Below are 17,172 nucleotides of genomic sequence, written 5' to 3'. Positions count from 1 at the left end.
GGAAAGGAGAAACCCCATGCCTGCGAAATCGAAGGCCCAGCAAAAAGCCGCCGGCGCCGCGCTGTCCGCCAAGCGGGGCGAGACCCCGCGCGGCGAATTGTTCGGCGCCGCCCGGGACATGTACGACAGCATGACGGAAAAGGAACTGGAGGATCTCGCCTCCACCTCGCACGAGGGCCTGCCGGAACAGGTCGAGGACGAGGATTAGGTCAGAGCGGTATCTGGCTCTTCCATTTGTCTGGCGAAGGCGCGTGCCTTCGCCATGGGATGACGATGCCGCTGCCCCGGCGGGCGCTTCTCGCCCGCCGGGGCAGGCGCTGGCCTATCCGGTGTTCCCGGCATCTCCGTCTTTCACGAAACTGTCGCGCGAACGGGCGGGGGAAACGCAGTGCGTTTCCTGATCCCGCCCGGCCCGGCGGTGACATAGGGTTGATCCACCCTTGGATGGGCGTGATCGAACTCCCCGTCTTCCTAGCCCCGCCAGCCCTCGGCCTCATAGGCACGGCGCAGATCGGCCGGCGGGCGGGCCGGGGTGGTGGCGAGCGTATCTTCCACCGCGGCGCGGAAGGCGTCGGGGAAACGCACGCTCACGGCCACGCCGCCGCGCCGGAAGGCTTCGCCGTAAAGGGCGGCGTCCTCTTCGGCGATGCCGACATCGGCGATGGCGCCCACGGTGGCCCCCGCCAGCGCCCCGCCCGCCGCGCCGGTCAGCGCGGTGATCAGCCAGCCGGTGGCGACCAGCGGGCCGATCCCCGGCACCGCGATCAGCCCCAGACCGGCCAGCAGCCCCGCGCCGCCGCCAAGCGCCGCGCCCACGGTGGCCCCCGCCGCCGTCGCCCCGCCCGGTTCGCCTTCCGGCGGATAGACCGGCGTGCCCGTCACCGGGTCGATGGAAACACGGCCGTCGCGAAGGCTGTCCCCGCCGAGGATCGAGGCGTCCACCCCGTCGAGGCCGAGCGCCTCGATCCGGTCGACCGCATCTGCGGCGGCGTCATAGGTGTCGTAGAGTCGGGTGGTCACGGGCATCGTTGCCTCCATGGGTTGAAGTGGACGGGTCGTCACCTTGCCCGCCGGGGTCGGCCGGGGCGACCCGGCGGGCGCAATCACATCGGGCCGGCGCGCCAGGGCGCGGGCCGGGGCCGGGGGGCAGGCAGGGCCTTCGCCGCCACCGGGCGGACCTGCGGTATGGCGCAGGACGGCGCGGGCAGGACCAGCGTCACCTCGTGCAGGCCGGCCCGCACCGGCGGCCCGGAGGGCGCCGCGATCAGGCCGGCGCAAACGGCCGGCGGGATCTTCATCGCCGCGGCCTCCTGCGCCGGGGCGCCGGCGGGCAGCAGGGCAAGAACCGCCGTTGCCACGGAAAAACGGGCCTTCGTCATCGGTTCCTCCTGTTCCTGCCGGTTTGCCGATGCGAACCCAACCGGCAGGATCCGGCGTTGTTCCCGCCCCCGCCCGGCGAAGAGGGGGAACAAAGCCGGCGCCGGGGCGGTTGGCCTGTTGCAGGACAGCTGCTGCAAGACGGAGGAACCGCCATGCCGAACGGAGGAAAAGACCCCCGACTGCCCGTCGATCCCGACCCGCCCGCGGGCCCGGACGTGCCGCAGGATCCGCCCGACCTGCCGGTTCAGGATCCCGAACCGGGGCGGCAGCCGCCCGACATTCCCAACATCCCCGATGTCGGTGACCCGCTGCCCGACCCGGATCCCGACGCCCCCGTGACGATCCCGAACCGCCCGGCGGGCTGACCGCCCCGCGGCGGCGGCCGCGGGCCCGGCGCGGCAAGGCGCCGGGCCCGTTTCCCGTGCCGGCACACCCCGGCCACAGGTCCGGCCTTTTTCCCCTGCAACCGTGCCGAGGATGGTCAACCCGCGCGCGACGGATTACAGAAAAGCGGCGCGGGCCACGCGCCGGTCCTTTCCGGCGCGGCGGACGGGGTTGCAGAGGAACATGGCCACGATGAAAGCCGAATATGCCGCGCTTGCCCGAAGCTCCATCCTGCTGTCGGCGGCGCCCGATGCCGTCGCCCGCGCCGTGCTGGACGAGGCCCATGTGCGCCAGTTTCCGCGCGGCGCCACCATCTTCCTACAGGACGAACGCGCCCGCGCGATCTATATCGTCGCCGAAGGCTGGGTGAAGCTCTACCGCATCGCGCCGAGCGGGGCGGAGGCGGTGGTGGGCGTGTTCACCAAGGGCGCCTCTTTCGGCGAGGCGGTGGCCTTCCGCAACGACACCTACCCCGTCGCCGCCGAGGCCGTCACCGACTGCACCCTGATCCGCATCGAGGCCGACAGCCTTCTGCGCCGGATCCGCGACAACCCCGAAGTGGCCATCGCCATCCTGTCGGCCACCTTCGTCCACCTGCACAGCCTGGTGACGCAGGTGGAACAGCTCAAGGCCCAGACCGGCGCGCAGCGGGTGGCGGAATTCCTGCTGGAACTGGCCGATTGCGACAGCGGGGCGTGCAAGGTGACGCTGCCCTACGACAAGGTGCTGATCGCGGGCCGCCTGGGGATGAAGCCCGAAAGCCTCAGCCGTGCCTTCGCGCGGCTCAAGGAACAGGGCGTCACCGTCCGCCAGAACCTCGCCCAGATCGAGGATATCGCGGTGCTGCGCACCTATGTCGAGGAAGACCCGGCGATGGCCTGGACGCGCTGATCCGCCCGGGCGGGGTCAGCCCCCCGCGGCCAGCGCCAGCCCCAGCATCAGCGCCATGAACAGCGCCAGAACCAGCGCGAAACCCCGCGCGATGGCGGGGGCCTGCGACAGTTGCAGGTATCGGTTCAGGATCAGTTGCGCCTTGGCCCAGGCCAAGGGCAGCACCGCCAGCGCCAGCCACCGCCCGCCCAGCCCCGCCGCGGCGAGGGTGGTCAGCGCCGACAGGGCCACAAGCAGGATCCATGCGCGCGTCAGGGTCATAGCAGATAAACCACCGGAAACAGCAGCACCCAGACCACATCGACCATGTGCCAGAAGGCCGCCCCGGTTTCCACCGCCTGCGGCGTGGCCAGCGCCCCGACCAGCGCCAGCACCACGATCCCGGCCAGCACATGGGCGGCATGGAACCCGGTCAGCAGGATGTGGAAGGTGAAGAAGGCATGGGTTTCAAACCCGATCCCCGCGGACCAGAGCGCGGCATATTCCTGCCCCTTCAGCACCAGAAACACCACGCCCAGAACCGAGGCCAGCGCCAGCAGCCCCCGCATCCGCCCGACCTGCCCCGCCTCCACCGCGCGCAGGCCGAGGGCGGCGAACCAGCCCGAGGTGACGAGGACGATGGTGTTGATCCCTGCCTTCAGCGGGCTCAGATGCGCCTGCGCCTCTGCAAACCCCGCCGGGTCGGTCAGCCGCACCGCCATGAAGGCCAGCAATCCCGCCCCGAACACGGCCAGTTCCGACACGATCAGGACCCACATCATCAGATCGCCCGGCAGCGCATCCAGCGCCGAGGGGCGTTCGGCCGAAGGCGCGTTCCCGTTCATCCGATCACCAGTTGGCGATAGATCGCGGGCAGGGCCTGCGTCAGTTTCTCGGGGTGGGGGATCACCGCGAAGGCGCCCTGCCCGAACAGGCGGGGAAACCACGATTTCCCGTCGCGGTCCACGGTGATGCCGAACACGGCATGGCCCGCACGGCGCGCCTCCATCACCGCCATGCGGCTGTCCTCGATGCCGTGGCGGCCCTCGTAATGGTCCAGATCGTTGGGCTTGCCGTCGGTGATGACCAGCAGCAACCGCCGCCGCCGCGCCTCTTGCGACAGGCCCGCCGACACATGCCGGATCGCGGCGCCGAGCCGGGTGTAATGCCCAGGCTTCAGCGCGGCGATGCGGGCCTCGGTCGCCGCGCCCATCGGTTCGGCGAAGCTCTTCACCTCTTGCACGAATACGCGCTGGCGCCGCAGCGAGGAAAAGGCGTGGATGGAAAAGGCGTCGCCGCAGGCGTCGAGCCCCCATGCCAGCGCCGCCAGCGCCTCGCGTTCGATGTCGATGACGCTGCGGCCTTCGTGGCCGTGGCCGGGGATGGCGCTTTCGGTGCTGCGCGAGACGTCCAGAAGGATCGACACCGCAAGGTCGCGGCGTTCGGGGCGGGTCTGGCGCCAGACCCGATCCGTCCCTTCGCCGCTGGCATAAAGATCGACCCGCGCGCGCACCGCCCGTTCCGTATCCAGTTCGTCGCCGTCCGGGTGGCCAGGGCTCGAGACGAGGCTGGGACGCAAGGCCTCGAACTGGCGTCGGACGGCGCGGATACGTGCGGCGGCGCGCGGATCGTCCCGAAACGGGGATGCCGCACCCTCCACCCCCTCTGCCCGTGAATGGAGAACACGGGCATGCGCGGGCAGGTAAGCGTTGGTGCGGACATCCCATTCGGGATAGGTGACGATGCCTGACAATGCTTCCCGGTCCACGTCCTCGGGGGCGAGGTCGAGATGCAGTTTCAGGCGGGTGGCGGGGGCCTTGGAAATCTGCGCGAGGCCGATTTCCTCCTGATCGTCGGCGGCCTTTCTGGCGGTATCCTCGTCGTCGTCCTCGACCCGGCGGTTGAGGTTGAGGAATTCGGTCATCGACAGGATGGCCTCGAACTTGTGCAGGATGAGGCTGTCTTTCCGGTCTGCCTGATCGGCCTTGCGGCGGCGCGCGCGGCGCGCGGTGCGTTCGTCGTCGGATTGTTCGGGCGGACCGTCGGTGGCCCGGGTTTCGACCGCCGTCGTTTCCGACCGCGCCAGCGCGCGCAGGTCGGGCCACAGCGCCACGGGCCGGAACGGGCGATACCCGCGCGGCGCGCGCGCAGGCAGGGGCGGCAGGGCGATGTCCTGCCCCAACGCATGGCGCACGCGGGCCTCTACCGCCGCTTCTGCCGGCGGCAGGGGCGGGGTACGGCGCAGCGCCAGCGTGGCGGCGCACAGGTCGGCGTGAAGGGCGCGGAAGCCGGGGGCGACCTGCAACGCGGCCTCGGTCATGGCCTTCGCGGTCTCGATCGCGGCCAGATCGGCCTGCAAGGGGTCGGCGGCCTCTTCGCGCACCGGCAGGCCCCGCAGCCCCGCAGCCGCAGCCGCCAGCCACAGATACAGCGCCGCATTCGCCGGTGCCGCCGGGAACACGGCCAGCACTTCCGGCAGGCGCAGGGTCGCGCCGTCGAAGCTCGCCCTTGGCACGCTTTCGCGCCAGGTGCCCAGGCGGCGCAGCAGCGACAGCCGGTGGTGCGCGGTTTCCTCTGCCACCGGCTTGATCTCGACGGCGCCATCGCCGCCGAGACCCCGGAACAGGACTGCCAGCCGTCCGCCCACCTGCGACAGGTGAACACGGGCTCCATCGTGGACGGGATCAGCGTCCAGACGGCTGGCATAGGCGTGCCACAGTTTCCCGATGGTTTCTTCGGGTTCCCATGGCTCGAATGCGATCCGTGACATGGCCGGCCTCACCCGAAAACGGCGGTCACAAGATCGCGGAGCCCGGCCTTCACATCCGCATCGTCGGTCAGCGGCTCGATCATCGCCGCGCGGATGGCGCGTTCCACGGGCATGCCGCCCGCGATCAGCGCCGCGCAATAGACGACGAGGCGGGTCGAGACGCCCTCTTCCAGATCCTGCCCCTTCATCGCGCGCAGCTTGCCCGCCAGCCGCACCAGCGGCGCCACGCGGTCCTCTGCCAGCCCGCTTTCGCGCGCGACCACGGGGATTTCGTGTTCGGGCCGCGGGAAGCCGAATTCCAGCCCCACGAACCGCTGCCGGGTAGAGGGTTTCAGCGTCTTGAGGATGTTCTGGTAGCCCGGGTTGTAGGAGGCGACCAGAAGGAAGTCTGGATGCGCCTCCAGTTCCTCGCCGGTGCGGTCGATGGGCAGGATGCGCCGGTCGTCGGTCAGGGGGTGCAGGACGACGGTCACGTCCTTGCGGGCCTCGACCACCTCGTCCAGATAACAGATCGCGCCTTCGCGCACCGCGCGGGTCAGCGGGCCGTCGACCCAGACCGTTTCGCCCCCCTTCAGCAGCCAGCGGCCGATCAGGTCCGCCGCCGCCAGATCGTCATGGCAGGCGACGGTGTAAAGCGGCCGCCCCAGCCGCGCCGCCATATGGGCGACGAAGCGGGTCTTGCCGCAGCCGGTGGGGCCCTTCAGCAGCACCGGCAGGCGGCGGGCGGCGGCGGCCTCGAACACCGCGACCTCGTCGCCCTGGGGCAGGTAGAAGGGGGCGTCCGCCGCCCCCATCCGGGTTCCGTCCATCATCATCACTCCGCCGCCATGTGGTCGGGATCGCGCTCGATACGGCCCTGTTCCAGCGGGCCGGGGGTCACGATCTCGCGCCGCGGCACGAGGACGGCATAGATGAACAGCACCGCCCCCAGCACCACCGCCACGCCCGCCCCGAAGCGCATGGCGTAGAAGATCCACAGCTGGTCCTGCACGCCCATGAAGTATTCGCCGTTCACCCGTTGCAGGTGCGTCTGCACCGTGCCCGCGAAGGTCAGCGTGAAGGTCATGAACACCACGCCGCCCGACATCAGCCAGAACGAGCCCATGTTGAGCACCTGGTTATAGGGATCGCGGCCCAGAAGATGCGGCAGCGCATAGGTGATGATCGCCAGGTTGAGACAGACATAGGCGCCGTAGAAGGCGAGGTGCCCGTGCGCGGCGGTGATCTGCGTGCCGTGGGTATAGTAGTTCACCCCGTGCAGCGTGTGCAGGAACCCCCAGACCCCCGCGCCAAAGAACGCCAGCACCGCGCAGCCGAGGCTCCACAACAGCGCGGCCTTGTTCGGGTGGTCGCGGCGGCCCTTCCAGACCATGACGAAGGCGAAGGCCATCATGGCGAAGAACGGCGCCACCTCGAAGGACGAGAAGATGGACCCGATCCACTGCCAGTACCCCGGGGTGCCGATCCAGAAGTAATGGTGCCCGGTGCCCAGGATGCCGGAAAACAGCGCCAGCGCGGCGATGACATAGAGCCATTTTTCCACCACCTCGCGGTCCACCCCCGTCAGCTTGAGCATCAGGAAGGCGAGGATCGAGGCCATGACCAGTTCCCACGTGCCCTCGACCCACAGATGGACGATGTACCACCAGTACATCTTGTCGAGCGCCAGGTTTTCCGGGTTGTAGAAGGCAAAGAGGAACAGCAGCGCCAACCCCCACAGGCCCAACAGCAGGATGTTGGTGATCGCCGTCTTCTTGCCCGCCAGAACGGTCATGCTGATGTTGTAAAGGAAGATCAGCGCGGCCACGACGATGCCGACCTTGACCCATTTGGGCTGTTCGATGAACTCGCGCCCCTCGGCCCCCAGCAGGAAGTTGCCCTGAAAGAGGTTGAAGAGATACGTCACCACCACCCCGGCGGTGCCGATGACGAAGATCGCCAGTTGCAGCCAGGCGAGTTTCGTCGAATGGATCTCGCGTTCCGATTCCTCGGGGATCAGGTAATAGGCGGCGCCGAAGAAGCCCAGCAGAAGCCAGACGATCAGGCTGTTGGTATGCAGCATCCGGCCCACGTTGAACGGCAGGATTTCCGACAGGAAGTTGGGCGCGACATAGATCCAGCCCAGCAACAGGCCCATCGTCACCTGCACCGCGAACAGCGCCATGGCGACGATGAAATAGGCCAGCGCGATTTTCTGCGATTGGTATTTCATGGGGTTATCTCCTCAGCCGGCGTCGTTCGGCGGCCAGTCCTGCGCGCGGATCGTGTTCGTCCACAGCAGGAAATCGGCAAGTTCGCGGTACTCCGCATCGGTCAGCCCGAAGTTCGGCATCTGGCGGCGGCCCTCGATGCCCGTCGGCATGGCGTCCATCCAGGCCTTGAGCGAGTCGAAGGCGCCCTCGTGGTCGCCCGGGTCCACCCCCCAGCGGGTCATCACGTTGGCCAGTTCGGGCGCGAAATAGGCACCCTCGCCCAACAGCGTATGGCAGTTGATGCAGGCGTGCTTTTCCCACAGCCCTTTGCCCTTCGCCACGCTTTCGGTCAGCGTCGCCACATCGGTCGAGGTGCGGGTGATGTAGAAATGCGAATGGGCCGTCAGACCCACGAAGATGAGGATGAAGAACAGTGACCCGCCGTAGAAGATATTCCGGGCCATGCTCTTGGTCATGACTTCGCGCATGGCGAGGGGTCCTTCCCAAAGCTGTTTCAGTCCCTCTCCTTTTGGGCGGTCACGGTCGGGTGGGCCTTAACAAAAGTCAACGACCCGGCGGGTAAATTCAGGCCAGCGCCGCCAGCGCCGCACCGGGAAAGGCCGCCAGCGCCGCGTCGATCGCGGTCCGGTCCATCAGGCAAAAGGCGGTGGACAGCGCATCGGCCAGCGCGGCGCGGTCGGCGCTGACGCTGGCCGTGCGCCACCGCACCGCCTGCCCCTGCGGGCCAAGGATATGCGGCGCCCCCGCCCCGATCAGCGTGCCGCGGGGGGATGAGGTGGCAAGCGCCCGCCCCGCCAGCAGGGCCTTTCCGAGCGCCTCTCCGTCCGGCCCCGCGATCCCCGCCCGCCACGGCCGCCCGTCCGCCCGGGGGCCGGTGGTGGCGATTTCGCCCAAGTCGATCAGCGCGTTGCCATAGCCTTCGGCCGCCAGCAGCGCCGCGATCCGGTCCGCCGCCCAGCCCTGCGCAATGCCGTTGAATGTCAGTTGCTGGCCCCGGCCCAGCCGGATTTCCGCGTCGTCCGCCTGCACCCTGTCCAGTCCCACGGCGGCCCGGGCGGCCCCGGTATCCCCGCCCATGGCGGTGGCCAGCCACAGCGGCTGCACCGTCGGGTCGAACGCGCCCCCGGTGGCCGCATGCACCCGCACCGCCAGCGACAGAATGTCCCGCAGCGCATCCGGCGGCCCGGCCAGCCGCCCGTCGCGGTTCAGCCGCGTCAGGGCCGACTCGCGGTGCAGGCTGAACAGCCCCTCGACCCGCGCCAGTTCCGCCGCCACGCGCGCAAAGGTCAGCGCCGCGCGCGACGGGTCCGCGCCATCCAGCCGCAAGGCGACGGCGGTGCCGAAGGCGCGGCCCTGCCACCGGGCCGCCATGGCCCCGCGGGGGGCGGCAAGGGCGGCGGCGGTGATGGTCAGGAAACGGCGGCGGTTCATGGCGTGGCCCCCTCGCTACGCGCGCGGCGTTTCAGGATCGGGCATTGCGCGGCATCGTTCATGATCACCTGACAGCGCATGCACAGCACGCATTCGTTGGGGTTGATCCGCCCGATGGCGTCGATGGCGCCGACGGTGCATTTCGTCTCGCACAGCCGGCATTCGCGCCCGCATTGGGGGCGGCGCTTGAGCCAGTCGAAGATCTTCAGCTTGGCCGGGATCGCCAGTCCCGCACCGAGGGGGCAGAGGTAGCGGCAATAGAACCGTTCCACGAACAGCCCCGCGCCAAGGATCGCCGCCACGAACAGCAAAAACGGCCAGGCGCGGACGAAGCGCATGGAAATCGCGGTCTTGAACGGCTCCGCCTCTGCCAGCAGCAGCGCATCGCGCATCGAATGGAAGGACAGCGCGATGATGGCGACGAACAGCGTGTACTTGATCACCCACAGCCGTTCATGCACCGCCTGCGGCACCGCGATCTGGCGGATGCCCATCCGTTGGGCGGCGTTGTTCAGCAGTTCCTGCAACGCCCCGAAGGGGCAGAGCCAGCCGCAATAGACCCCCCGCCCCCAGAACAGCAGGCCGAGCGCGACGAAGGACCACAGCAGAAAGACCACGGGCTCGATCAGGAACACCTCCCAGCGAAAGCCCGTCAGCAGCGAATGGACGAAGGCCGCCACCTGCACCACCGACAACTGCCCGTTCAGACCCATGCCGAGGATCAGGAAACTGGCCCCAAGAAACGCGATCCGCCCGCGCCGCCACAGGCGGGGGCGGCGGGTGATCCATTCCTGCGCGAACAGGATCAGCGTCAGCACCGCCAGCATCGCGCCCGTCGCCACCGCATGCAGCCGCTTTTCCCGCCACACGCTGCGCCACAACGGCGCGGGGTGTTCGGGTTGCAGCACATAGGCGGCCGGCAGCGCGACCGGCAGGGCCATCACCATCGCCACCTCGCCCCCCGTCGCGGCGGGCCGGGCGGCGCGGATTTCCAGCGTGAAGGGCTGCGTGGGGTCGATGGCGGGGGGCAGGGCGAACAGGCTGATTTCCTTGACCGCGGGCGCGTCGGCGGGGGCGAGGCGGCGGATCATGCGATAGCTGTCCGCCCCCGGCTGCCAGCGCGTGTCGCCCTGCACCACCGCCAGCCGCGCGAACCGGCCGGTCTTTCGCCAGTCGGTCCCGCGATGCGACTGCAACCCGGCGGAAATCACCACCAGCGCCGCCTCGCCCGGGGCCAGCGCGCCAAGGGCACGGGTGAATTCCTGCTGGCCCAGAAGGTTCTGGCCGATGGCGGGCGGGTCGATCACCCCGGCCCAGAGGTGCAGGAAATCCCCCGGCCCGGGGTCCACCGGCACCTTGGCCCCGGCCAGCGCCACCGCCGCATCCGCCATCGTCACCCGCAGTTCGGCCAGCGCACCGGCACCGACCAGCCCCGCCCAGTCGGCGGGGGCAAAGGTCAGCCGGTCGATGGCCCCGCCCGGCACCAGCCCGCGCCCGATGGCCAGCGTGCGGGCCGTGCGCAGGATGCCGTCGCGGATCACGCCGGTGGATACGGTCGCGCGGCTGATCACATCCGGCCCCGGGGGCCCCTCGCCGGGCGGGCCGGTCAGATCCATCCCGGCGAAGCCCGCGACATAGGCGGCGATATCGGCATCCGAAATCCCCAGTGTCAGCACGGGTTCGCTGTGCCGCACCAGTTCGGCCCCGGCGATGACGCCCTGCGGCGACAGCGCCACCAGCACATCCAGCGGATGCCCCGAATAGCCCACCGACCCCGCGATTTCCCAGGTGGACCCGATATGGCCGGCGACGCGCCCGTCCGCCAGCACCGCCCACCCCGGCACGCCCTGGGGGATGCGGCGCAACTGCGCCGGCCCCTCCGTGCCGGTCAGGCGCGCGGCCTGTTCGGGCGTGGGGGCATCGGCCGCCCGCAGGGGCAGGCCCGCGGCACAGAACGCGATCAGCAGGGCGAGGAAAAGCAAGAGGCGACGCATGGTGGCGCCACCCTGCGCCTGCGGCAGGATGACCACCTTAACGAAAGTCAAAGCTCTTTCCCGCCCGCTCACGGAAACGTGCACCCAGCCTCACCCGCTGAACGGAGAACCTCCATGACCCGCCGAGCCGACAGAGCCAGGACGCTTCTGTGGGGCAGCGCCGCACTCGCCTTAGGGCTGATGGCCGCGCCGCTTTACGCACAAGACAAGCCCAAGGATCACGCCGACGGCCCCGCCGCGGCCTACGAGCCGTCGATGACCACGCTGGCAGAGATCCAGGTCGAGATCCCGGGCCGCAAACCCGGCGACCCGGTGATGACGCAGGAAGAGTTCCAGCGCGGCACGGAGATCTATTTCCAGCGTTGCGCCGGTTGCCACGGCGTGCTGCGCAAGGGCGCGACCGGCAAGGCGCTGACCCCCGACCTCATGCGCGAGGCGGGCTTCGACTATGTGCAAAGCTTCATCACCTACGGTTCGCCCGCCGGGATGCCGAACTGGGGCACCTCGGGCGAACTGACCGAAGAGGACGTGGACCTGATGGCCCGCTATGTCCTGCTCGACCCGCCGCAGCCGCCCGAATGGGGCATGCCGGAAATGCAGGCCAGCTGGACCGTCGTGATCCCGCCCGAGGATCGTCCGACGCAGAAGATGAACGATATCGACATCGACAACCTGATGTCGGTCACGCTGCGCGACGCGGGCCAGATCGCCCTGATCGACGGCGGCACCTATGAAATCCGCGCGGTGATCGACACCGGCTATGCGGTGCATATCAGCCGCATTTCGGCCTCCGGCCGCTATCTGCTGGTGATCGGCCGCGACGGCCTTGTGAACATGATCGACCTGTGGATGGAAAACCCCGAAACCGTCGCCTCGATCAAGATCGGGATCGAGGCGCGGTCGGTCGAGACCTCCAAATTCGAGGGGTTCGAGGACAAATACGCCATCGCCGGCGCCTACTGGCCGCCGCAATACGTGATCATGGACGGCGACACGCTCGAACCGCTCAAGATCGTGTCCACCCGGGGCATGGTCTACGACGAACAGACCTACCACCCGGAACCGCGCGTCGCCTCGATCCTGTCGTCGCACTACAAGCCGGAATTCATCGTCAACGTGAAGGAAACCGGCAAGATCCTGATGGTCGACTATTCCGACCTGAAGAACCTCAAGACGACGGAAATCGAATCCGAACGCTTCCTGCATGACGGCGGCCTCGACAGCACGCACCGCTATTTCCTTGTGGCCGCGAACGCGCGCAACAAGATCGCGGTGGTGGACACCAAGGAGTCCAAGCTGACGGCGCTGATCGACACCGGCGGGCAGACGCCGCACCCGGGCCGGGGCGCGAACTTCACCCACCCGGTCTACGGGCCGGTCTGGGCGACCTCGCACCTTGGCGATGAATCGGTGGCGCTGATCGGCACCGACCCCGAGGGCCACCCGGATCATGCGTGGAAGATCGTGGACAGCTTCTATGCCCTCGGCGGCGGGTCGCTGTTCATCAAGACGCACCCGAACTCGCAGAACCTCTATGTCGATGCGACGCTGAACCCGGATGCCGAAATCTCTGCCAGCGTGGCGGTGTTCGACATCGCCGGCATGGGCGGCGACCCCGACGCGGACCCGGAATTCGCCACCCTGCCGATCGGCGAATGGGCCGGCATCGCCGAAGGTCAGCCGCGCGTGGTGCAGCCCGAGTTCAACAAGCAGGGCACCGAGGTCTGGTTCAGCGTCTGGAACGCCAAGGACAAGGAAAGCGCCATCGTCATCGTCGACGACAAGACGCTGGAACTGAAACACGTCATCAAGGACCCCCGGCTGATCACGCCCACGGGCAAGTTCAACGTGATGAACACGCAAAAGGACATCTACTGATCCTTCCCCGGCCCCGCGGCGCCTGTCGCGGGGCCCCCGGGCGGGCTCGCCTGCCCGCCCCTTCCCCCAGCCAGTCGGGAACGACAGCCATGAAAGACCTGGACCACATCACCCCCGGCGGCATCGTGCACCTGATCGGGGCCGGCCCCGGCGACCCCGACCTTCTGACCCTGCGCGCGCTGCGCCTGATCCGGGCGGCGGATGTGGTGGTCCACGACCGGCTGGTCAGCCCCGAGATCATGGCCCTTGTGCCCGAGGCGACGCCCCGCATCGACGTGGGCAAACTGCCGAAATTCCACAAGATCCCGCAGGAGGACATCAACCTGCTGCTGGTGTCGCTGGCCCGGCAGGGGCTGGCGGTGGCGCGGCTGAAGGGGGGCGACCCGCTGATCTTCGGCCGCGGCAGCGAAGAGGCGGCGGCCCTGCGCGCCGCGGGGCTCGCCTGCAACTATGTGCCCGGCATCACCTCGGCGCAGGGGGCGGCCTGTTCGGCGGGCGTGCCGCTGACCCACCGGGGGCTGGCCACCGGCGTGCGCTATGTCACCGGCCACCGGGCGAGGGACGCGGCGCTGGATCTGGACTGGGCCTCGCTCGCCTGCGAACAGACGACGCTGGTGGTCTATATGGGCGCCGCGACCATCGCCGGGATCGCCGCCGAACTGATGGCGCATGGCCTGCCCGCCGACCTGCCGGTGCTGGCCGTCGCCTCTGCCACCACCCCGCGCGAGATGCGGGTGCCTTCGACGCTGGCGCGCATCGGCGCCGACATGGTGCTGACCGCACCCGAGGCGCCGGTGCTGTTCATCATCGGCCGGGTGGCGGGGCTATACGATCCGGCGGCGGCGGCCCCCCGGGGGATGGCGGCCCATGCGTAGCCTGCTGGCCCTGCTGGCGATGCTGGCCCCTGCGGGGGCGGAAATCGCGCCGGAACGGGCCGCCGCGCTGGAACATATGGTGGTGCAGGACTGCGGGTCCTGCCACGGGCTGACGATGCGGGGCGGCCTCGGCCGCCCGCTGACGCCCGAGGCGCTGGACCATGCCGACCCCGAGGGACTGGCGCTGATCATCCTCGACGGCATCCCCGGCACCGCCATGCCGCCCTGGCGCCCCATGCTGACCGAGGAAGAGGCGCATTGGATCGCGCTGTGGCTGAAGGAAAGGGAAACCCGATGAAACGGTTGCTTGCCGCCCTGCTGCTGACCACCCTGCCGCTGGCCGCCCCGGCGCAAGAGGTGGTGGCGACCGGCGATCTGGGCCTTGTCGTCGAACGCGCCAGCGGCAGCCTGCTGCTGGTGGACCGTTCCGACCGCGCGGCGCTGGCGCGGATCGAGGGGCTGGGGGATCTGTCGCATGCCACGCTGACCTATTCGCCGGACGAACGCTTCGCCTATGTGTTCGGCCGCGATGGCGGGCTGACCAAGGTGGACCTGACCACCCGCGCCATCGTCGCGCGCACGGTGCAGGCGGGCAATTCCATCGGCGGGGCGATTTCGGATGACGGGCGCCTTGTCGCGGTGTCGAACTACGAACCCGGCGGGGTCAAGGTGTTCGACGCCGACACGCTGGCGCTGCTGGCCGACATTCCGGCGGCGGGCAAGACCATCGGCCTTGTCGACCTGCCCGGCCGCCGTTTCGCCTGGGCGGTCTGGGACACGGGCGAGGTGTTCCTGGGCGATTTCGCCGGGGCGGACCCGGTGGTGACGATGATCGGCAACGCCGGCGCGAACCCCTTCGACGCGGTGCTGGCCGAGGATGCGCATACCTATCTGGTGGGGCTGTTCGGCGAAAAGGGCGTGGCCGCCTATGACCTCTGGTCGCCCGGGGCACCGCCGCAGAAGTTCCTGACCGACTACGGCAGGACGGGCGAGGACATGCCCGTCTACAAGATGCCCCACCTGCAAGGCTGGGCCTTCACCCAGGGCCAGTTCGCCCTGCCCGCCGTGGGGCGGCACGAGGTGCTGTGGGTGGACAGCGCCAGCCGCGAACAGGTGGCCGCCACCCCCGTGCACGGCCAGCCGGTGTTCATCATCGCCCAACCCGCCAGCCCCTATGTCTGGGTCAACTTCGCCACGCCGCTGAACGACACCGTGCAGGTGGTCGACAGCCGCAGCCATCAGGTCGTCGCCACCCTGACCCCGGGCAAGGCGGTGCTGCACATGGAATTCGCCCCCCGCGGGGCAGAGGTCTGGATATCCAGCCGCGACGACAACCGGGTGCTGATCTACGACACCCGCACCCGCGAAAAGGTGGCGGAAATCGAGGCCGCCGCGCCATCCGGCATCTTCTTCACCGCGCGCGCGCACCGGACGGGGCTTTAGGTCATGGAGACGCTCGACCCCATCGACCTGCGGCTGCTGGACGATTTCCAGCGCGATTTCCCGCTGGTCGAACGCCCCTTCGCCGTTCTGGGCGCGGCCCTCGGGCTGGCCGAGGGCGCGGTGATCGACCGGCTGGCCCGCCTGCACGCGGCGGGCAAGGTCGCGCGGGTGGGGGCGACGGTGCAGCCCAATACCGCCGGGGCCTCCACCCTCGCAGCGATGGCGGTGCCCGAGGCGCGGGTGGCAGAGGTCGCGGCGATCGTGGGGGCGGAACCGGGGGTGAACCATTCCTACCTGCGCGAGACCGACTGGAACCTGTGGTTCGTCGCCACCGCCGCCGATACCGCAGAACTGGCCGCAGCACTGGACCGCATCCGCACGGCGAGCGGGCTGACGGTGCTGGATCTGTGGCTGGTGCGCGCGTTCAACATCGACCTAGGCTTTCGCCTGACCGGCGGGGCGCAGGCGATGCCCGCCCCCCGCGCCCCGGTGGCGGTGACGCCCGATCCGGGCGACCGGGCGCTGCTGCATGCGCTGTCGCAGGGGCTCGACCTGACGCCCGCGCCGTTTGCCGCGCTGGCCGCCCGGCTGGGGCGGGAAGAACCGGCGCTGCGCGACCGTATCGGCGCGCTGGCGGCGGCGGGGGTCATCACCCGGTTGGGGGTGATCGTGCGGCACCGCGCGCTCGGCTTCACCGCCAATGCGATGGTGGTCTGGGATCCGCCCGCCGACCGGATCGAACCCGCCGGCCGGGCGCTGGCCGCGCTGCCCGGCGTCACGCTCGCCTATGAACGCCGCCCCGTGCCGGGGGTCTGGCCCTGGCGGCTTTATTCCATGATCCACGCCCGCGACCGGGACGCGGCGCTGGCCGTGCTGGCCGGGGCCACCCGCCTGCCGGTGCTGCGTGGGGTGCCCCACCGGGTTCTCTTTTCCACCCGCTGTTTCAAGCAGTCGGGTGCGCAGATCGAAAGGGCCGCCTGATGCGACAGATCCTTGCCCCCGATGCGCTGGACGCCGCCGACCGGACGATCATCAACCGGCTTCAGGACGGCATCGCCATCACCCCCGCGCCCTTTGCCGCGCTTGCCGCCGAACTGGCGATGACCGAGGACGACATCATCGCCCGCATCGCCCGCCTGCGCGAAATCGGCGCCATCACCCGTTTCGGCCCCTTCATCGACGCCGCCGCCCTTGGCGGGGCCTTCTGCCTCTGCGCGATGGAAGTGCCGCCCGACCGGCTGGAGGCCACCGTGACTTTGGTCAATGCCCATCCCCAGGTCGCGCACAATTATGAACGCGACCACCGGCTGAACATGTGGTTCGTGCTGGCCTGCGAACGGCCCGCCGACATCGCAAGAACCGCCGCGCGGATCGAGGAAGAGACGGGCCTGACCGTCCATCTTTTCCCCAAGGAACGGGAATTCTTCATCGGCTTCCGGGTAGAGGCATGACCATCGACGCCACCGACCGGCGCATCCTTCAGGCCACCGCGGGCGGGCTGCCGCTGACGGCGCGGCCCTTTGCGGTGGTCGGACGCTGGCTCGACCTGACCGAGGCGGAGGTGATGGAACGGATGGCGCGGATGCAGGCGGCGGGCGTGATCCGCCGCATCGCGCTGGCGCCCAACCACTATGCGCTCGGGATGGTGGCGAACGGGATGAGCGTCTGGGACGTGGCCGACGACCGCACGGGGATGGTCGGCCCGCAGGTCGGCGCGCTGCCCTTCGTCAGCCATTGCTATCTGCGCCCGCGCCGCCCGCCCGCCTGGCCTTACAACCTGTTCGCCATGATCCACGGCGCCAGCCGGGCAGAGGTCGAGGACAAGCGCGCCGCGATCCTGACGCTGTTGGGCGATGCCTGCCGGGGCCATGACATCCTCTATTCCACGCGCATCCTGAAAAAGACCGGGATGCGCCTTGCCGAAGGGGGCTGAA

General features: G+C 69.5%; 20 protein-coding genes. 10 read left to right on the top strand and 10 right to left on the bottom strand.

Annotation, left to right across the window (positions count from 1 at the left end; genetic code table 11):
• The first annotated feature begins 16 nt into the window (after nt 1-16).
• Entirely contained in the window at nt 17-208 is a 192-nt protein-coding gene (locus RGD00_RS13055; RefSeq protein ID WP_310457776.1) for a DUF3008 family protein, read from the top strand.
• A 263-nt stretch (nt 209-471) separates the two neighbouring features.
• On the opposite strand, the gene RGD00_RS13050 is transcribed toward RGD00_RS13055, so the two are convergent.
• Both RGD00_RS13050 and RGD00_RS13045 read right to left on the bottom strand, forming a co-directional pair.
• Nucleotides 472-1,026 (bottom strand): hypothetical protein, encoded by a 555-nt coding sequence (locus tag RGD00_RS13050; RefSeq protein WP_310457775.1) that lies wholly within the window; start codon nt 1,024-1,026, stop codon nt 472-474.
• A 77-nt stretch (nt 1,027-1,103) separates the two neighbouring features.
• A complete protein-coding gene (locus RGD00_RS13045) occupies nt 1,104-1,379 on the bottom strand; it encodes a hypothetical protein (RefSeq protein ID WP_310457774.1) in 276 nt (91 codons plus the stop codon).
• 153 nt (nt 1,380-1,532) lie between these two features.
• Between RGD00_RS13045 and RGD00_RS13040 the strand changes: the two genes are divergently transcribed.
• Both RGD00_RS13040 and RGD00_RS13035 read left to right on the top strand, forming a co-directional pair.
• Nucleotides 1,533-1,745, top strand: a complete 213-nt coding sequence (locus RGD00_RS13040; protein WP_310457773.1) for a hypothetical protein — start codon at nt 1,533-1,535, stop codon at nt 1,743-1,745.
• Between the two features lie 211 nt (nt 1,746-1,956).
• Nucleotides 1,957-2,655: a Crp/Fnr family transcriptional regulator gene (locus RGD00_RS13035; RefSeq protein ID WP_310457810.1), complete on the top strand. Its 699-nt coding sequence runs from the start codon at nt 1,957-1,959 to the stop codon at nt 2,653-2,655.
• A gap of 15 nt (nt 2,656-2,670) precedes the next feature.
• On the opposite strand, the gene RGD00_RS13030 is transcribed toward RGD00_RS13035, so the two are convergent.
• The 8 genes from RGD00_RS13030 to RGD00_RS12995 all read right to left on the bottom strand — a co-directional run bounded on the left by RGD00_RS13030 (nt 2,671) and on the right by RGD00_RS12995 (nt 11,093).
• Complete coding sequence (locus tag RGD00_RS13030) at nt 2,671-2,916, bottom strand: cytochrome C oxidase subunit IV family protein (protein WP_310457772.1); 246 nt, start codon at nt 2,914-2,916, stop codon at nt 2,671-2,673.
• Nucleotides 2,913-3,479 (bottom strand): cytochrome c oxidase subunit 3, encoded by a 567-nt coding sequence (locus RGD00_RS13025; protein ID WP_310457771.1) that lies wholly within the window; start codon nt 3,477-3,479, stop codon nt 2,913-2,915. Before RGD00_RS13025 ends, RGD00_RS13030 begins: the two co-directional genes overlap by 4 nt.
• Nucleotides 3,476-5,404 (bottom strand): nitric oxide reductase activation protein NorD, encoded by a 1,929-nt coding sequence (locus RGD00_RS13020; RefSeq protein ID WP_310457770.1) that lies wholly within the window; start codon nt 5,402-5,404, stop codon nt 3,476-3,478. The genes RGD00_RS13025 and RGD00_RS13020 overlap by 4 nt, the downstream gene beginning before the upstream one ends.
• 8 nt (nt 5,405-5,412) lie before the next feature.
• Complete coding sequence (locus RGD00_RS13015; protein ID WP_310457809.1) at nt 5,413-6,213, bottom strand: CbbQ/NirQ/NorQ/GpvN family protein; 801 nt, start codon at nt 6,211-6,213, stop codon at nt 5,413-5,415.
• A gap of 5 nt (nt 6,214-6,218) precedes the next feature.
• The gene (locus RGD00_RS13010) at nt 6,219-7,616 is read right to left on the bottom strand and encodes a cbb3-type cytochrome c oxidase subunit I (RefSeq protein WP_310457769.1); all 1,398 of its coding nucleotides are present in this window, start codon (nt 7,614-7,616) and stop codon (nt 6,219-6,221) included.
• A 12-nt stretch (nt 7,617-7,628) separates the two neighbouring features.
• Nucleotides 7,629-8,084 carry a c-type cytochrome gene (locus tag RGD00_RS13005; RefSeq protein WP_310457768.1) on the bottom strand — a complete coding sequence of 152 codons (456 nt, stop codon included), beginning with the start codon at nt 8,082-8,084 and terminating at the stop codon, nt 7,629-7,631.
• Nucleotides 8,085-8,181: 97 nt separating this feature from the next.
• Nucleotides 8,182-9,048, bottom strand: coding sequence for an FAD:protein FMN transferase (locus tag RGD00_RS13000; RefSeq protein ID WP_310457767.1), 867 nt, complete (start codon nt 9,046-9,048; stop codon nt 8,182-8,184).
• The gene (locus RGD00_RS12995; RefSeq protein ID WP_310457766.1) at nt 9,045-11,093 is read right to left on the bottom strand and encodes a 4Fe-4S binding protein; all 2,049 of its coding nucleotides are present in this window, start codon (nt 11,091-11,093) and stop codon (nt 9,045-9,047) included. The genes RGD00_RS13000 and RGD00_RS12995 overlap by 4 nt, the downstream gene beginning before the upstream one ends.
• A 63-nt stretch (nt 11,094-11,156) precedes the next feature.
• Between RGD00_RS12995 and RGD00_RS12990 the strand changes: the two genes are divergently transcribed.
• The 7 genes from RGD00_RS12990 (at nt 11,157) to ahbB (RGD00_RS12960) (ending at nt 17,171) form a co-directional block, all read left to right on the top strand.
• Nucleotides 11,157-12,920 (top strand): cytochrome D1 domain-containing protein, encoded by a 1,764-nt coding sequence (locus tag RGD00_RS12990; protein ID WP_310457765.1) that lies wholly within the window; start codon nt 11,157-11,159, stop codon nt 12,918-12,920.
• A gap of 89 nt (nt 12,921-13,009) precedes the next feature.
• Nucleotides 13,010-13,795, top strand: coding sequence for a uroporphyrinogen-III C-methyltransferase (gene cobA, locus RGD00_RS12985; RefSeq protein ID WP_310457764.1), 786 nt, complete (start codon nt 13,010-13,012; stop codon nt 13,793-13,795).
• Nucleotides 13,788-14,093, top strand: coding sequence for a c-type cytochrome (locus RGD00_RS12980; protein WP_310457763.1), 306 nt, complete (start codon nt 13,788-13,790; stop codon nt 14,091-14,093). Before cobA ends, RGD00_RS12980 begins: the two co-directional genes overlap by 8 nt.
• Nucleotides 14,090-15,238 (top strand): cytochrome D1 domain-containing protein, encoded by a 1,149-nt coding sequence (locus RGD00_RS12975; protein WP_310457762.1) that lies wholly within the window; start codon nt 14,090-14,092, stop codon nt 15,236-15,238. Before RGD00_RS12980 ends, RGD00_RS12975 begins: the two co-directional genes overlap by 4 nt.
• Before the next feature lie 3 nt (nt 15,239-15,241).
• On the top strand, nt 15,242-16,219 hold the full coding sequence (ahbB, locus tag RGD00_RS12970; protein WP_310457760.1) for a siroheme decarboxylase subunit beta: 978 nt from the start codon (nt 15,242-15,244) through the stop codon (nt 16,217-16,219).
• Nucleotides 16,219-16,689: an Lrp/AsnC family transcriptional regulator gene (locus RGD00_RS12965; RefSeq protein ID WP_310457759.1), complete on the top strand. Its 471-nt coding sequence runs from the start codon at nt 16,219-16,221 to the stop codon at nt 16,687-16,689. Before ahbB (RGD00_RS12970) ends, RGD00_RS12965 begins: the two co-directional genes overlap by 1 nt.
• Nucleotides 16,686-17,171 (top strand): siroheme decarboxylase subunit beta, encoded by a 486-nt coding sequence (gene ahbB / locus RGD00_RS12960; protein ID WP_310457758.1) that lies wholly within the window; start codon nt 16,686-16,688, stop codon nt 17,169-17,171. The genes RGD00_RS12965 and ahbB (RGD00_RS12960) overlap by 4 nt, the downstream gene beginning before the upstream one ends.
• Nucleotide 17,172 lies beyond the last annotated feature (1 nt).

Origin of the sequence: Ruixingdingia sedimenti (assembly GCF_031432425.1) — a bacterium.
Taxonomy (GTDB): Bacteria; Pseudomonadota; Alphaproteobacteria; order Rhodobacterales; family Rhodobacteraceae; genus Ruixingdingia; species Ruixingdingia sedimenti.
The sequence above is the reverse complement of the archived record's forward strand: the minus strand, read 5'-3'. Positions and strand labels throughout refer to the sequence as shown.

What these genes read in the sequence shown, in the direction of transcription:
- RGD00_RS13055 (WP_310457776.1), top strand. Translation starts at nt 17, where the DNA reads ATGCCTGCGAAATCGAAGGCCCAGCAAAAAGCCGCCGGCGCCGCGCTG.
- RGD00_RS13050 (WP_310457775.1), bottom strand. Translation starts at nt 1,026, where the DNA reads ATGCCCGTGACCACCCGACTCTACGACACCTATGACGCCGCCGCAGAT.
- RGD00_RS13045 (WP_310457774.1), bottom strand. Translation starts at nt 1,379, where the DNA reads ATGACGAAGGCCCGTTTTTCCGTGGCAACGGCGGTTCTTGCCCTGCTG.
- RGD00_RS13040 (WP_310457773.1), top strand. Translation starts at nt 1,533, where the DNA reads ATGCCGAACGGAGGAAAAGACCCCCGACTGCCCGTCGATCCCGACCCG.
- RGD00_RS13035 (WP_310457810.1), top strand. Translation starts at nt 1,957, where the DNA reads ATGAAAGCCGAATATGCCGCGCTTGCCCGAAGCTCCATCCTGCTGTCG.
- RGD00_RS13030 (WP_310457772.1), bottom strand. Translation starts at nt 2,916, where the DNA reads ATGACCCTGACGCGCGCATGGATCCTGCTTGTGGCCCTGTCGGCGCTG.
- RGD00_RS13025 (WP_310457771.1), bottom strand. Translation starts at nt 3,479, where the DNA reads ATGAACGGGAACGCGCCTTCGGCCGAACGCCCCTCGGCGCTGGATGCG.
- RGD00_RS13020 (WP_310457770.1), bottom strand. Translation starts at nt 5,404, where the DNA reads ATGTCACGGATCGCATTCGAGCCATGGGAACCCGAAGAAACCATCGGG.
- RGD00_RS13015 (WP_310457809.1), bottom strand. Translation starts at nt 6,213, where the DNA reads ATGGACGGAACCCGGATGGGGGCGGCGGACGCCCCCTTCTACCTGCCC.
- RGD00_RS13010 (WP_310457769.1), bottom strand. Translation starts at nt 7,616, where the DNA reads ATGAAATACCAATCGCAGAAAATCGCGCTGGCCTATTTCATCGTCGCC.
- RGD00_RS13005 (WP_310457768.1), bottom strand. Translation starts at nt 8,084, where the DNA reads ATGCGCGAAGTCATGACCAAGAGCATGGCCCGGAATATCTTCTACGGC.
- RGD00_RS13000 (WP_310457767.1), bottom strand. Translation starts at nt 9,048, where the DNA reads ATGAACCGCCGCCGTTTCCTGACCATCACCGCCGCCGCCCTTGCCGCC.
- RGD00_RS12990 (WP_310457765.1), top strand. Translation starts at nt 11,157, where the DNA reads ATGACCCGCCGAGCCGACAGAGCCAGGACGCTTCTGTGGGGCAGCGCC.
- cobA (WP_310457764.1), top strand. Translation starts at nt 13,010, where the DNA reads ATGAAAGACCTGGACCACATCACCCCCGGCGGCATCGTGCACCTGATC.
- RGD00_RS12980 (WP_310457763.1), top strand. Translation starts at nt 13,788, where the DNA reads ATGCGTAGCCTGCTGGCCCTGCTGGCGATGCTGGCCCCTGCGGGGGCG.
- RGD00_RS12975 (WP_310457762.1), top strand. Translation starts at nt 14,090, where the DNA reads ATGAAACGGTTGCTTGCCGCCCTGCTGCTGACCACCCTGCCGCTGGCC.
- ahbB (WP_310457760.1), top strand. Translation starts at nt 15,242, where the DNA reads ATGGAGACGCTCGACCCCATCGACCTGCGGCTGCTGGACGATTTCCAG.
- RGD00_RS12965 (WP_310457759.1), top strand. Translation starts at nt 16,219, where the DNA reads ATGCGACAGATCCTTGCCCCCGATGCGCTGGACGCCGCCGACCGGACG.
- ahbB (WP_310457758.1), top strand. Translation starts at nt 16,686, where the DNA reads ATGACCATCGACGCCACCGACCGGCGCATCCTTCAGGCCACCGCGGGC.